This is a genomic window from Dictyobacter vulcani, assembly GCF_008974265.1.
GTDB lineage: Bacteria > Chloroflexota > Ktedonobacteria > Ktedonobacterales > Ktedonobacteraceae > Dictyobacter > Dictyobacter vulcani.
The window spans coordinates 2,679,744-2,694,023 of sequence record NZ_BKZW01000001.1; the positions used below are offsets into that span (position 1 = coordinate 2,679,744).

At 50.8% G+C, this 14,280-nt stretch carries 15 protein-coding genes; 11 read left to right on the plus strand and 4 right to left on the minus strand.

What is annotated here, in order from left to right:
- Positions 1–211: 211 nt before the first annotated feature.
- The 4 genes from KDW_RS11235 to KDW_RS11250 all read right to left on the minus strand — a co-directional run bounded on the left by KDW_RS11235 (position 212) and on the right by KDW_RS11250 (position 3,866).
- Positions 212–706 carry a YajQ family cyclic di-GMP-binding protein gene (locus KDW_RS11235; protein WP_151756032.1) on the minus strand — a complete coding sequence of 165 codons (495 nt, stop codon included), beginning with the start codon at positions 704–706 and terminating at the stop codon, positions 212–214.
- Positions 707–1,022: 316 nt separating this feature from the next.
- Positions 1,023–2,414: a helicase-associated domain-containing protein gene (locus tag KDW_RS11240; protein WP_151756033.1), complete on the minus strand. Its 1,392-nt coding sequence runs from the start codon at positions 2,412–2,414 to the stop codon at positions 1,023–1,025.
- 9 nt (positions 2,415–2,423) lie between these two features.
- On the minus strand, positions 2,424–3,308 hold the full coding sequence (locus KDW_RS11245; protein WP_151756034.1) for a 4-hydroxy-3-methylbut-2-enyl diphosphate reductase: 885 nt from the start codon (positions 3,306–3,308) through the stop codon (positions 2,424–2,426).
- Between the two features lie 126 nt (positions 3,309–3,434).
- On the minus strand, positions 3,435–3,866 hold the full coding sequence (locus KDW_RS11250; protein ID WP_151756035.1) for a hypothetical protein: 432 nt from the start codon (positions 3,864–3,866) through the stop codon (positions 3,435–3,437).
- A gap of 443 nt (positions 3,867–4,309) precedes the next feature.
- Here KDW_RS11250 and KDW_RS11255 point away from each other — a divergent pair, with 443 nt between their 5' ends.
- From KDW_RS11255 to KDW_RS11305, 11 genes are all read left to right on the plus strand, one after another.
- Positions 4,310–5,122, plus strand: a complete 813-nt coding sequence (locus tag KDW_RS11255) for a class I SAM-dependent methyltransferase (RefSeq protein WP_162005143.1) — start codon at positions 4,310–4,312, stop codon at positions 5,120–5,122.
- A gap of 171 nt (positions 5,123–5,293) precedes the next feature.
- Positions 5,294–5,536: a hypothetical protein gene (locus KDW_RS11260; RefSeq protein WP_151756037.1), complete on the plus strand. Its 243-nt coding sequence runs from the start codon at positions 5,294–5,296 to the stop codon at positions 5,534–5,536.
- A 199-nt stretch (positions 5,537–5,735) separates the two neighbouring features.
- Entirely contained in the window at positions 5,736–6,278 is a 543-nt protein-coding gene (locus tag KDW_RS11265; protein WP_151756038.1) for an RrF2 family transcriptional regulator, read from the plus strand.
- 20 nt (positions 6,279–6,298) lie between these two features.
- Entirely contained in the window at positions 6,299–7,123 is an 825-nt protein-coding gene (gene sufC, locus KDW_RS11270) for a Fe-S cluster assembly ATPase SufC (protein WP_151756039.1), read from the plus strand.
- Positions 7,116–8,570 (plus strand): Fe-S cluster assembly protein SufD, encoded by a 1,455-nt coding sequence (gene sufD, locus KDW_RS11275; RefSeq protein WP_162005144.1) that lies wholly within the window; start codon positions 7,116–7,118, stop codon positions 8,568–8,570. The genes sufC and sufD overlap by 8 nt, the downstream gene beginning before the upstream one ends.
- A 165-nt stretch (positions 8,571–8,735) precedes the next feature.
- Positions 8,736–10,016: a cysteine desulfurase gene (locus tag KDW_RS11280; protein WP_151756041.1), complete on the plus strand. Its 1,281-nt coding sequence runs from the start codon at positions 8,736–8,738 to the stop codon at positions 10,014–10,016.
- 58 nt (positions 10,017–10,074) lie between these two features.
- Positions 10,075–10,473: a Fe-S cluster assembly sulfur transfer protein SufU gene (sufU, locus tag KDW_RS11285; protein ID WP_151756042.1), complete on the plus strand. Its 399-nt coding sequence runs from the start codon at positions 10,075–10,077 to the stop codon at positions 10,471–10,473.
- Between the two features lie 20 nt (positions 10,474–10,493).
- Positions 10,494–10,820: a Rieske (2Fe-2S) protein gene (locus KDW_RS11290; RefSeq protein ID WP_151756043.1), complete on the plus strand. Its 327-nt coding sequence runs from the start codon at positions 10,494–10,496 to the stop codon at positions 10,818–10,820.
- Between the two features lie 215 nt (positions 10,821–11,035).
- The gene (locus KDW_RS11295; protein WP_151756044.1) at positions 11,036–11,635 is read left to right on the plus strand and encodes a metal-dependent hydrolase; all 600 of its coding nucleotides are present in this window, start codon (positions 11,036–11,038) and stop codon (positions 11,633–11,635) included.
- A gap of 109 nt (positions 11,636–11,744) precedes the next feature.
- Positions 11,745–13,508 (plus strand): DUF2079 domain-containing protein, encoded by a 1,764-nt coding sequence (locus KDW_RS11300; RefSeq protein WP_162005145.1) that lies wholly within the window; start codon positions 11,745–11,747, stop codon positions 13,506–13,508.
- A 206-nt stretch (positions 13,509–13,714) separates the two neighbouring features.
- A complete protein-coding gene (locus tag KDW_RS11305; protein WP_151756046.1) occupies positions 13,715–14,212 on the plus strand; it encodes a YggT family protein in 498 nt (165 codons plus the stop codon).
- Positions 14,213–14,280: the final 68 nt, after the last annotated feature.

Here is a 14,280-nt window from a genome sequence, read left to right on the forward strand (position 1 = left end):
ATGAGCCACAAGATAGCGACGCACCTGTGCTCATATCAATGCAAGGCGTGCACTACATATGGTGCCTAATTGGTCAGGTCTAGTCACATCAAGGGTACAACAATTCATTGGCATGGACACGTGTTTTGGGACTAAAGTACTGTGCATTCCTGTATCGTCGTGTACAGTGGTGCCTACTCACGTTGCCCCTGATGGTGTCCATGCCTGAAAACTATCCGCGGTAGTTAGTAAAATCCAAAGGTATTGGATAGTCGGTTTGTTTGAGCAAAGAAATGACAGACTGGAGATCATCGCGGCTCTTGGCCGTGACACGCACTGCATCGCCTTGAATCTGCGTGCGCACCTTAGGATACGAGTCGCGAATCAGCTTGCTAATTTCCTTGGCTTGTTCCTGGGTGATACCTTGTTGTAACTGTATCACCTGTCGTGTACGACCGCCAGCCGCACTCTCTTCTTTCTCTGGTTTAAAGATCTTCAGAGATAACTGCCGACGTACTGCCTTAGACTCAAGGATATCGCGGACACTTTTCAGTGAAAGCTCACTATCCGTGGTAATCGTGATATTGTCTTTTGCCTGCACGATATCCGTTTTTGAGTCCTTTAAATCGTATCGCGTCTGGACATCACGCCGTGTCTGATCGATAGCGTTGAGCAATTCTTGCTCGTCAAACTGCGATACTATATCGAATGAACAGTCACTCGCCATAAGAATCCTCTCTTTAACTGGTAGAATGGTACAAAATGGCTAGCAGAGGAATACGCTACGTCTTTAGCTATCTTACTTAGTCTATACCTTCTCTGGCATTGTAGCGCATTTCCCCTCTTGTTTCCACTTTATCCCCCAAGTGGCACGCTCCAACGGCGAACCGGGAGATATAACTATGTTATAGTACACTGAAAACAAGCGAAACTACAAACATAGCGCATTCTTTCTCCAACCCCTTCTCTCGATATATTGCAGCGTATGGTTTCGTAGAGCGGGGCAATTAAGGGCAAGCCTCAAATCTACGCGTCATGTGTGCTCAATCATAATAAGAGGCATATCTGGCACTGCGTGATTCCGGCACCAGAAAATCGGCGGTGACGTTCTCTTTTTGTAGCACCTGCCGGATACTCTGGTAATTGACGGAGCCAGCGCTATCAAATGGAATGGCCAGGATGCGCGGTGCGATCTGGCTGACATCCATTTTCAGCAGGGTAGCGTTTTTGCTCAGGCTTGAGGTGACCTCTTCATTGGGGAGCTCAAGAAGAATGACCTGGGTGACGGTGGCGCGCTTATATTGTTTGGCCCAATCGCGCAAGGTATAGGTAATATTCTGTGGTAACTCTTTGTGACTGGCCTCAGTCAGCACCTTCAGGATTTCATCAATACCAGGACCACTTTCCATGCCTTTCAGCAGGGCACTCTGGGTCAATAGCAGTGTGCTTACCATTTGTAGCTGTTTGATCTGGGTAAATGGCAGAAGTTTATAAAGGATGGGAAAATCGGGTTCCAGCAGCATGATTTCATAGTTTGGCTGGACGATCAATGATTTGCGTGGAGCATCAGCTTTTTTATGCTCAACCGCTTTTTCCAGGACCACTTCTTTTTCTTTGGGATTTTTCGTTTTCGCTTTTGCTCTGGTCTTTATCAGTGCCTGCTGCCCCAACTCGGTGAGCCGGAAACCTGTCTGCTTGAATGGTAATAATTTTTCTTCTTTGATGGGTTCATGACCAAAATCAGCAATGCCCAGTTCCAGGATAGTCGAAAAAAACATATTCAAGAAAATCAGGGCATTGTCGGCGAGCCACTGCTCATACGTCTGACTGGTCACACGCGACCCATTACGTCCATACGCCGGTCGTAATGGGTGGGCGGCGAAGGATGGATTGGCATCCCAGATTTCTTTGAGGAGATATTCCAGCGAGTACCATTGGCCCGGGGTCCGTTTTGCCAGATGGTCAAGCAAGACCTGACGCATTTTCAGCGTATGAGAACCATAGGCATAGCCCCAGGAATAATTATCCGCCACAAAGCGGTTCACCTCGGTCCAGGTGTAATTAAAAGGCCAGATCTCAAGCAGGACGCGTGTCTGTTCCACGGCGTCTAACTGGCTCCATTCAGACAAATAGGAGCTGGGAGCCAGGTAGGGTTTGGCGTTTTCAAAGGGCAACTGGGTATACTTAAACAGCTTGAGGGTCTTCATGATGTACAGTAGCATATCCAGATAGATATCTTCGTCATCATAGGCGAGCCGTGGCTGACCCTTGAGTAAAGGACGTAATTTTTTGACAATGCGCTTGGGCACATTGCTGTTTTTGGTTGGCTCGATGGTGATCTGGTAGATTGCATTGATCAGCGTTGCCACATCATAAAGGACTACGGGTTCGGCCGGGATAATGACTTCGGGCGCCGCCTCTAATATCTCCTGCATAGGGTCCTCCTACGCCTCCACTGGATACTGCTCTAGATAGCGAATAACTTCCCGTGTCAACTGGCTGGGAGTTGAAGCACCGGCGGTCACGGCGACTTTTCGTTTGCCTTTGAGCCAGGCTGGATCAAGCTGTGAGAGATCCTCAATGCGGACCGCTGGCACACCGGCTAGCTCTTCTGAAACCTGGACCAGGCGGTTGGTATTGTTACTGCGGGGATCTCCGACCACGACGGTCAGGTCGGCACCTTTCGCCTGGGCGGCGACGGCTTCCTGTCTGGTCTGGGTGGCGGCACAGATATCGACATGAACCTCGGCATGTGGATAGCGCTCTTTAATATACTCGATGACGCGCCGGGTATCCCACTGCGAGAGCGTGGTCTGGGTTGAGATAGCGATTTTTTGCTCTTGCTCAGCCGTAAGATGTAGGGCATCGACGTCGGCCTCAACCTCGATCAAACTGACATGGCCAGGAATCTCGCCCATCACGCCTTCGGGCTCGGGATGGCCTTTTTTGCCGACGTACAGAATATAATAGTCTCTGGCGACCAGATCCTTAACCAGATCATGTGTTTTGGTCACATCGGGGCAGGTGGCATCAATACAGGTTAAGCCGCGAGCCTGGGCGCGTCGTTTTACATCGGGGGAAACGCCATGGGCGGTAAAGATGACTGTGCCTTCCATAACCTGCTCCAGAATTTCCACGCGATTGGGACCATCCAGTGTCACCACACCGAGGCTGGTTAGTTCATCAATGGCATGTCGATTATGAATAATCTGACCAATAATATGGATCGGACGAGGTAGGGTTGTATCTTTAGCCGCTTTGCGGGCGATTGTCAGTGCATCAACGACACCATAGCAATAACCACGGGGTGAAATTTTTATAACTTCCATTTGTTTTCTTCCAAACTGCTATTGATCGAGTAATAGGCCCTCATTCGCTGCGAGGGCCATTCTAATTGTCTATTATACACTGATGTGGAGTGTGAATGAACTCGGATACCAGATGTCCTAACCGGATTATGAGGCTTTCATCTCTGCCTTATAAAGAATATGTTGAAGATCTGCGGGCGTATACAGGCAAACCGCGGGTAGGAGTCCGGCCAGTTCTTCGACGGATGTGCTGGGTGCAAGATCAAAGATCAGCAGCGGGGTTCGTCTGCCCTCACAACCTTTGGCGATACGGGCCGCGCTCAAATAAGGCAGTGCCGTTCTACCACTTTCAGATCTGGCAAATGCAGGTGTATAGATCAATAATTGTACATGGGGAAGAATGTCTGATACGCGCTCCGGTGTCTCTTCCTGATACACATATTTCATGCGCGCCTGTCGCAATAGCTTTACATACTGGGAGCGCTGCTCATCGGGACCGATTAACAATGCTGAGCGACCTTGTAGTCCACCAAGGCTAGCTTCGGCGATAGACACCACCTCTGGTGCTATGTCTGGCACTGGTTTTTCTCCTCTGGCGTTTAAATGATGCATTCCAAGAGCCTGCGATTCAATTGTGTGAGCGAAGCTAACGACATTGGGAGCGGCGTTCACGATGGCATTGTTGAAGTTATAATGCCCGCTAGATTATTCTTTCTCTACATACTATAGCAAAGACTGTCGAATGGGTATCGGGTACATGCCGTATTTTATTATACGGTGTAGCACATGTAAGGGTTAGGATTTTTGGTAATTTTACCGTAGAGCATCTCGGCATCTGGCCATAATTACACGTATCTTGCACTGCATGAGTAGCATATGCTAAGCTCTACTGGGGTAGCCGCAGCCGGCTATTTTTTTGAAACAATCATCATTTTTTTGCATAGCTGGAAATGTATACATGTATCTTTATTGCCCACATAGAGAGCCGCTATGCAGGTCAACATTATAAGGATAAAACAATTATGCCCTACGAGATGGGTGAATACTATGAGCGGGTCAGTGATTATGACCTGGAATATCAGAGTCAGTCAGAGCAAGATCTGCCTTTCTGGCGCGAACTGGTGATGCGCTACACACCTGAGCACGTACTTGAGCTCGCCTGTGGTAGCGGACGTATTGGTCTGGACCTCCTGCAGGCTCCTGGCAACTTCAAACTTGAAGGATTGGACTTAGAGCAAGGGATGCTCGATGCCTATCAGCGCAAGCTTAGCCGTGAGCCTGAAGAGACCCAGCAGCGGGTCCTGTTGCATCATGGCGACATGTGTGACTATGAACTGGAACACAAAGGCCAGTTTGACCTGATCATCCTCCCCTTTAACTCAATCTGCCACCTCTATGAAATCGAACAACAACTGGATGCTTTCCGCACCACCTATGAGCATCTGGCCCCCGGCGGTCGTTTTGTCGTCGACACCTTTCTACCAGATATCGACTATCTTAGCGATGCCTTGAATCGTCCCTCTACGGTCTATCTCGAAGACGAAATCGAATCGCCCGATGGTGATTTCACCATGCTACTCTACACCACCCGCAAATATGACGCCTACGAACAACTGCAGCACATCACCTGGACCCATGAGAAGTTTTTTGCGAGCGGCGAGAACGAGCGCTACCTCTCAAAACTAGACATGCACCTCTTCTTCCCCCGTGAACTCCAGCTGCTATTCGTCACTACCGGTTTTAAAGTTGAAGCTATCTATGGCGACTACCTGTGGAAACCCTTCGGCAAAGGCACCCGCCAGATCGTCATCGGCCGCAAACCCAAAAACGCCTGACCCTACCCGTATCCGTAGCGGTAGCCGTGAAGGCTAATACATTTCACGTAAGCACTTTTGTGACCATAAAAATATGGTGGAGAAAAGCAGCGGATCGTACGTGGAGAGGGCGCCACACGCAGAGGCCGGCATGCGGCGTGATCGTGGGGCGAGGGGCTCAACGAGCAGCGCATGCCTGTGGCGCCTACCCCGAGACGAATCCTGTTTCGTGATCCTCTTCGAGAAGGTACCGGGAGGATCCACGCGCTCTCCCAGAGCGTTGCTGGGCGAGCAAGCAACAGCATGGCACCCACGATCCCTGTAGGCGCCACAGCCCTGCGAGTCCTTCTTGCACGCTGGCCTGCGCAAAAGCAGCAGGGCGGCCTCCGCGTGTGGCGCCCTCTCCACGTACACGACGCCACGCCATACTGTTGAGTTTATCTCCTTAAACGAAATGTATTAGCGACAAGCGCTGCCGGTACACCGGGAAGATCGCTCGTACATGCCGGTACGGGAGCTTGTGGCGATCAGTAGTTGACGCTCTCCCTCTTCAAGTGCTAGAATATATCCTAGTGAACAGGTCGGATTAATTAATGATATGACCATGGCGATACGCGAGAAGGGAGAGACCATCATGTTACGTGTGTCCACAAAAGGTGAATATGGTGTAAGAATCATGGTTGACCTTGCCCGTCACTATGGTGGTCGTCCTCGCTCTCTTACCGATATTTCTCAGTCCGAAACGTTACCGTTAGCTTATTTAGAGCAACTGGTAAAGTTGTTGCGAGAAGCTGAGCCCCCACTTGTGGTAAGTACACGTGGTGCACATGGCGGCTATAAACTTAGTCGCGACCCCGCAGACATTACGATGGGTGAAGTGGTACGTGTTCTGGAAGGGCCTATTGCTCCAATGATTTGTGCGACAGAAGGAGAAATGACGCAGGTTTGTAATTTCATTGACGCCTGTAAAACGAAATATCTCTGGACAAAAGTGCGCGATGCCGTTGCGCAGACGCTAGATTCTATGACTCTAGCTGAACTGGCAGCGGTCTCTTTGAGTGAGCAAGGTACTGCCGCACAATTTATTGCACTCTCTGATATTCATGTAGGCCTGGGTTCGCAGGAACTCTGTCTACCTGCTAAGGATGGCGAAACTAAAGTTCGTCCCTTACCATAAAGGAAGGTTTTTTTAGGTATATGGCATCTGAACTTGTAATTAAAAATCTCCATGCCAATATTGAAGGCAAACCGATTTTGCGTGGTGTTAACCTTACAGTGCGACAGGGTGAGATACACGCATTGATGGGTCCTAATGGATCCGGTAAAAGCACCTTGTCGAACGTTATTATGGGTAATCCAAAATACGAAGTAACTGAAGGTGAAATCTGGTTTAAAGGCGAGAACATCCTGGAGTATTCTCCGGATCGTCGTGCTCGCATGCGCCTCTTCCTGGCATTCCAGTATCCAATGTCTATTCCAGGTGTGAGTGTGGCTAACTTCTTGCGCCGCTCCCTGGAAGCTGTCCGCGAAGGCAACAAGCCTCTTGAAGAGGGCGACAATCCTACCGGTAAGATGGGCAAGCGCCGTGCTGTTCCCCCCGGTGAGTTCCGCAAGTTGCTGCAGGCGAAAATGAAACTGCTGCGCGTTGATAATAGCTTTATCAATCGCTCCATCAATGATGGCTTCTCCGGTGGTGAGAAGAAGCGCGCTGAAATTCTGCAGATGGCTCTGCTTGAGCCTGAGATTGCTCTGATGGACGAGACAGACTCTGGTCTGGATATCGATGCGCTGCGCATCGTTTCTGAGAGCGTCAACGCTTTAACCGGACCCAACCTGGGTATCCTGTTGATTACGCACTATCAGCGCATGCTGAACTACATCAAACCTGACCATGTCCATGTCATGTTTAATGGCCGGATTGTGAAGTCAGGCGGTCGTGAGCTGGCTCTGGAGCTTGAGGAAAAAGGCTACGAGTGGCTGCGCCCAGTTGAAGAAGTAAATGAGGAGACTGTTGATGCTTAATACTTTGGCTCCAGGGTTTTCCCGTGCAGCGATAGAAGAGCTGTCGCGTCACAAGGGGGAGCCTGAGTGGATGCTACAGTTGCGTCTACAGGCATGGGAAACCTACGAAAATACACCAGCTCCTCTGGGTCGTCGCGGCGATCTGGGTACGCTAAGAGCCGTTGCTGGCTTTGATTATCAGCAGTTACAGGCTTTTACACTTGCTGATAAAGATGCGGTCCTGCCAGAGGTGATCAAGAACTCACTCCAGGCTTCTCTGGTCAATGAGCGTTCTGGACTGATTGTGCAGCGGGACTCCACGGTCTTTCATACCGAGTTGAGCCCGGAGCTCAAGCAGCAAGGTGTTGTGCTGACCGATCTGGATACAGCGGTGCGTGAGCATCCTGAACTGGTGCGCGAGCACTTTATGACGCGTTGTGTGCCTGTCGCGAGCAGTAAATACACCGCTTTACATGCTGCGTTCTGGACCGGTGGTTTCTTTCTCTATATTCCTAAGGGTGTAGAGATCGAGCAGCCAGTTCTGGCACAACTGTGGGTCAGTCATCCCCAGGCCGCGGTTTTCTCGCATTCATTGATTATTGCGGAAGAGCAGAGTAGCGTACGCTTCGTGGAGGAATATAACTCCACGGTTGAAGGCGACATTCCTTCTTTACTCAGTGATGTGGTTGAGGTCTTCGCTAAACGTGAGGCCCGTGTCGAGTTCAGCAATCTTCAGGACCTGGGCCAGAATATCTGGAACATTACCAATAAGAATGCGATCTTCGACAACGATGCCAGTGTCACGTTTGTGCTGGCTGACCTGGGTGCGAAAGTTACTCTGGCGACCATGGGAGCTGGTTTGCAGGGCAACGGTAGCGCCGGCGAAGTGGTAGGGGTCTTTTTCACCGACCATGATCAGCGCTATACAATCAATACCCTGTCAGATCACATTGGTCTTTCAACCAATGCCGAGACCCTGGTTAAAGGTGTGCTCACCGATCGTTCCCGCGTTGAGTTCGATGGCATGATTCGTGTGCGCCCACACGCACAGCAGACCGCATCCTTCTTGTCCGCGCATGGTCTCTTATTGAGCAAGAAGGCACGTGGTGAGTTTATTCCAGGACTGGAGATCTCCGCCAACGAGGTCAGCGCCAGCCATGGTGCCACCACTGGCCAGATCGACGAAGAGCAGCTCTTCTATCTGATGGTTCGTGGTATTGCCCGACCGGAAGCTGAGCGCATCATCGTACAGGGATTCTTTGAGCCGGTGCTACAACGTATCCCGGTCGAGAATCTGCGTGTTCGCCTGCGCCGTAGCATCATCAGTCGTATGAGTGGTGCCTACGAGACCGAGGCCGACACCTGGGTCGATGCGCAAGAGCGCTGGGAGATTGAAGGCGTTGATGAGCATGCTATCAGTCTGGACGGCAATCCCGAGGATGATGAAATCAAACTTGCGGAATACTAATACAGTATCTATGTATAACCTGTTGAGGGCAATTACAAGTTGAAGCTGTAAGTAACTTATACCGGGGGCGGTTGCGAGATCGCTGCCCGGTATGGTTACCATTGTACCCCTCCTTCCTTGTTTCTTGTCCCTCCTCTATCGAGAAACAATAGGGGTTTCAGCTCTATGCTTACATCCGATAATACGACGCCCGCTACCACCGTCCATTCCACTCAATCTGGCCGTAGCCTGGCAGAGATACGCCAGGATTTTCCGATTCTTGCGCGTCAGGTCCATGGCAAGCCTTTTATTTATCTTGACAGCACAGCCAGTTCGCAGAAGCCTACAGCAGTGCTCACGGCCATGAATGAATATTACCATCAGCATAATGCAAACGTGCATCGCGGTGTCTATCTGGTCAGTGAGGAAGCCACGGCTGGTATGGAGAAGGCGCGCGTCAAGATTGCCCGCTTTATTAATGCGCGTCAGAGCAAACAAATTATCTTTACCCGCAATACCACCGAGAGCATCAATCTGGTCGCCCATACCTGGGGGAGTGCCAATATCTCCAGCGGCGATCTGATCATCCTGACCGAAATGGAGCACCACAGCAATCTGGTTCCCTGGCAATTACTGGCACAGCGCACCGGTGCACGCTTAGAGTTTGTGCCGGTGACCGATGATGGCTTGCTCCAACTGGATGTCTATGCCGATCTGCTGCGACAGCAGCCCAAACTGGTAGCCTTCACGCATATGTCCAATGTGCTCGGCACCATCAATCCTATCCACGAAATGATCGCCCAGGCGCATGCCGCAGGCGCGATTACGATGGTAGACGCCGCGCAAAGCGTGCCGCATCTTCCAGTCGATGTGCAGGCTCTGGACGCTGACTTTCTGTGTTTCAGTGCCCATAAGATGCTCGGACCAACCGGTATCGGTGTCCTTTATGGAAAGAAAGCTCTCTTAGAAGCCATGCCGCCATTTATGGGTGGTGGTGATATGATTCGCACCGTCAAATTGCGCGAATCCACCTGGAACGACCTGCCCTGGAAATTTGAGGCGGGCACACCGGCCATTGCCGAGGCGATCGGCTTTGGGGCCGCAATCGATTACCTGAACGCACTTGGCATGGATAATGTCAGGCAGCATGAGCGCGAGATCACCAGCTATGCCCTGGACGCCCTCAAGGCCGTACCTGGCCTGACCATCTATGGTCCAGAGGCCGATCAGCGTGGTGGTGTCGTCTCCTTTACGCTGGCAGACATCCATCCCCACGACCTGGCCTCGATCCTGGACCAGGAAGTTGGCGTAGCGATTCGTGCTGGCCACCACTGTGCCCAGCCGCTGATGGAGCGCTACGATCTGGCCGCCACGGCACGAGCCAGTTTTTATATCTACACATCCAAAGAAGAAATTGATATATTAGTACAAGGATTACAAAAAGCGCAACACATCTTTCGCTTTTAGAAAACCTATGCTGCTAAAACCATAGGAAATTGCACGAGGAAAAAGGGGGGGCCTATCTATGTCGATGGATTATCGCGAATATATTCTGGACCACTATCGAGATCCACGTAATTATGGCACACTGGAGCATCCAGATGTACACTGTGAGGATTCCAATCCCCTCTGTGGTGATCAATTGGGAATGGATTTGCAGATTGAAGGTGATCGCGTCACAGAAGTACGCATTCAGGGCCGTGGCTGTGCTATCAGTCAGGCATCTGCATCCATGTTATCTGAAATGATCGAAGGCAAGACGCTCGAAGAAGTCATAGCCCTGGGAAAAGAAGACGTGCTGGAAGCTCTGGGCATTCCGATCAGTCCTGCCCGGACCAAATGCGCCTTTTTAGGCTTACGTGTCCTGCATCGCGGCCTGGCCATTGCGGGCCTCGAACAACCACAGGAAGATGAAGACGAGTAGAGGCTAGAAAAAAACAAGGTATGTCTGAAGAATTTTATAAAGTTGCTGAAATGAACGACCTGAACGAAGGCAAACTCTATCCAATCGAAGTGGATGGCGAACCCATCTGCCTCGTCAAACTGGAAGATGGTGTCTACGCCTTCACCGACAACTGCACCCACATCAGCGGACCACTCAACCAGGGAGAGTTTGATGGATGCGCCATCACCTGTCCCTGGCACCTTGCCCGCTTCGACGTACGCACCGGCAAAGTACTACGCGGACCCGCCCGCCAGGACCTTTATACCTACACAGTCAAAATCGAAGGCGAATCCATCTACGTCGGCCTCCCCCCTCTCGAAGAATAAACCGTCCCCAAAGAATAAACAGTACCGGCAGCGCTTGCAAAGGCAAGAGGAAGCATGCAAGGCATGAGCGATGTGTGCTCAAACGTCAAGAGGTCGTAGCGGCAAGCGCTGCGGGAGAGGTCGCGGCCGGGACGTGGTGGGTAGTTGACAGTTATCGTGGAGCACCATACAATTTCCCTGAAGTATCGATATTCTCGCAATTGAAAGGATGCTACATGCAAGGTCGCTCTCATCTTTTAGTTGGCCTCGCCGCGGGCGTAGTCATAGACAGTATGTTTCACCTGAGTGGTCCGCCATTGACGGGTGCGCACGATGTTTCTTTGAATCTTTTAGTGGATAAAGGTGTCTATTATTTTGCGGTTGGTTTTGGCGCTTTGTTGCCGGATATTGATAACGCACGTAGTACCTTAGGACAAAAGCTGGGCGTCATCAGTAAAAGTATCCAGCGGCTCGCGGGACATCGAACTTTTTTCCATAGCTTATTAGGACTGGCCTTTGGATCATTGCTTGCCATTGGTCTGGAACGAGTGGTAAGCTACTTGCTGGAATTACGAGGCTATCAATTTCCGGCAAATTTTGTCACCAGCTCACATACGTTCTTCTTTGGGGTGCTGTTTGGCTGTATTTTCCATATCGCGGCGGATGCACTCACACTGGGTGGTGTGCCTTTGCTCTGGCCTCATAAGCAGCGCTATGGTTTTCCACCCAATTCCCATTGGCGCTTTCGTACCGGAAGCTGGCCGGAGTTTGTGATTGTCTGGGTGATTATGATTCTTGTCGCTGTAGGTGTCTATAATGCGGTGATAGCGATTTGAAGCTAGCGCCGGTGAAGGCATATATCACGCTGAAAAATCTGGTGCCAGAGGATTGTGCGTGCCGGATAATTCAGACTGAGGCATGTCTGCGTATATTTTTGAGATGAAGATGATAAAACGTTTAAGTTCTGGTTCATACTTTTCTTTCCTGTCACAAAAGCGTCTTGCCTGGTTATTGCTGGCATTGATGGTGATAGCCTATGTACTTATCCTGGGTGATCAATCAATCTTGCGCTACGATGTCTTTAAGGCTACGGGTTTTGACCTGGGAAATATGGACCAGGCGACCTGGAATACGCTGCATGGCCATCTGTTTGAATTTACTAATCACTCTGATAACTGGTATGGTGCTCCGATTCGGCTGGCGCAGCATGTTGAGCCGATCTTTCTGTTGCTGGCGGGCCTGTATGCGTTTGGCGCTGATCCACGCATCCTGCTGATCTTCCAGACGGTGATGCTGGCGGCGGGCGCGTTGCCGGTCTTCTTACTGGCGCGTAAATCGCTGCCCACGCTGCCCCTGATCGCTCCTTTGATGGCGCTCGGCTATCTTTTAGCGCCAGCGGTCCTGGGTGAAAATCTCTTCGACTTTCATCCGCTCTCATTGGTTACTCCCCTGCTTCTGTATGCCGTACTGGCCCTGACCTATCGACGCTATGTCTGGTTTGTCATTCTCTGTGTCCTGGTCGCCATTTGTAAAGAGGAAATGGGCGCTGTCGTTGCGCTGCTGGCCCTGGTGGCGATCTGGAAGTATCGCATTCCGCGTCTGGGCACTGTTATCTTTATTGGTGGTTTGGTCTGGACGCTTGTGGCGTTTCTGGTGATCAAACCACATTACAACGTGGGAGCGCAGCAGGATAATTACTGGTATCGCTACGAAGCTCTGGGAACGAGTCCGGCTGCGGCGATCGTGAATATCCTGGGCCATCCCTGGATTATTTTTGGTGTGCTGGTGACCCTGGATCGGCTTTATTATCTGGCTGGACTGCTGCGCAGTACTGGCTTTCTGGCCCTGCTGGCACCTGAGTGGTTGATCCCAACGATCCCCTCGCTGGCGATTAATCTGCTCACGGCGGACTCGTTTCAGCACAATGGTGTCTATCACTATCATGCCGCGATCATTCCTTTTGTGATCATTGCGGCCATTCACGGTGCCCGGCGACTCTATCTCTACTGGTATGGTTTACGGGGAGAGGATGCCGAACAAGAGCTTTATCGCGAGGATGTTGTGCTGGGGCGTACCACTCATGCTGCTGGCAAGCCAATACCAGGCAGTGTCGCCCTCTTCAAGCTACTGCGTTCGGTTGTGCTCCGACTGGTCAACTGGCTCAGACGCGGCTGGCAATTCCTGGTCCAGCGTTTGCACCTGGCGCGAGTGCGTGCCAGCTTGCAGCGTCGCGGCCAACTGCTGCAAGAACGCATGAAAAACCTGGCACGCTGGCTTCCCGCATCCGGATTGCAAGGCGTGCTCTCCGTCTGGTTTGTCTGCATGATCGTATTAAATATTGTTGTGATCTGGCCATTGCTGAACAGCTTTATCGCGGACCATCGTCCCGGCCCGCGTGAGCAGCATATTCAGCAGCTACTGGACATGATTCCACCGGACGCGGTTGTTTCAGCTGGCGGTAATATTAATCCACATCTCACGGAGAGACGTTATGTGACAGTTTTTCCTGAACTAACGGTCGCAACCTTTACCCGTGGTCAGGATAAAATCGTTGATTACGTCATCGTGGACCTGGATAATGCCTCCCCAGAAAACAAAAGTTATTCAGATAACTTTTTGGATGTATTAAATCAGATACAGCGCAGTGGAGAATTTAAGCCTATTGCACAGGCCGATGGCGTTATACTCTTAACAAGAGTGAAACCATAGCATCACAACAAAAAAGAATGTTATAATTTTGACAAGATCGGCATGCCATGGAAAAGCCATCGTGAATGCTGCTTGTATTACTAGCGGTATTCAGGAGTTTGAAATGCATGTGTCAACCTTACGCGTTTAAACGAGCTTGACTATCTTGCCAGACGATCATGCACATCGCTGAATCGTGGCTGGTCATGCTATGAGAGGATTGCAGGATGCGCAATAATCCATATCCAGACGAACCAAACCGTGTCCCACCGACTGATGTGCTACCCCAGCGTGAGCGCATGGCAGATCTGCCACCCAGATCTGCGCCACCATCGACGGCTGCACCGTTGCCAGCAGAGACGGTCCAGGAAGTCGAGAATGCCGAGGCACGTCAGGAAGAGGCCCGTACAGTTCGCTATGCCATTGGGAAACTCAACGATTTTCTGCAATGGTTTCTAGTCGTGCTGGAAGTGACACTGATCATTCGTTTTTTCTTGAAATTGATCGGAGCCCTTCAGTCAAATCTCTTTGTCGGTTTCCTGTATTCATTAACCGACATCGTGATGTTTCCCTTTGCCACGATCGTTAATTCATTAAAGATTCGTGGTGGCCAGGAGTTTGAGTGGTCAACCTTGATCGCCATGCTCATCTACTGGCTCATCTTCTGGGCGGTCCGCCGTTTTCTCAGCATACTTATCTCCAGTCCAGAAGAGCCCGCAAGTTAACCCATGGACTTTTTTGTCTTTTTATTGCTCTGAAGCCATATCCGGATCATTGCCAGCGCAGGCAAGCC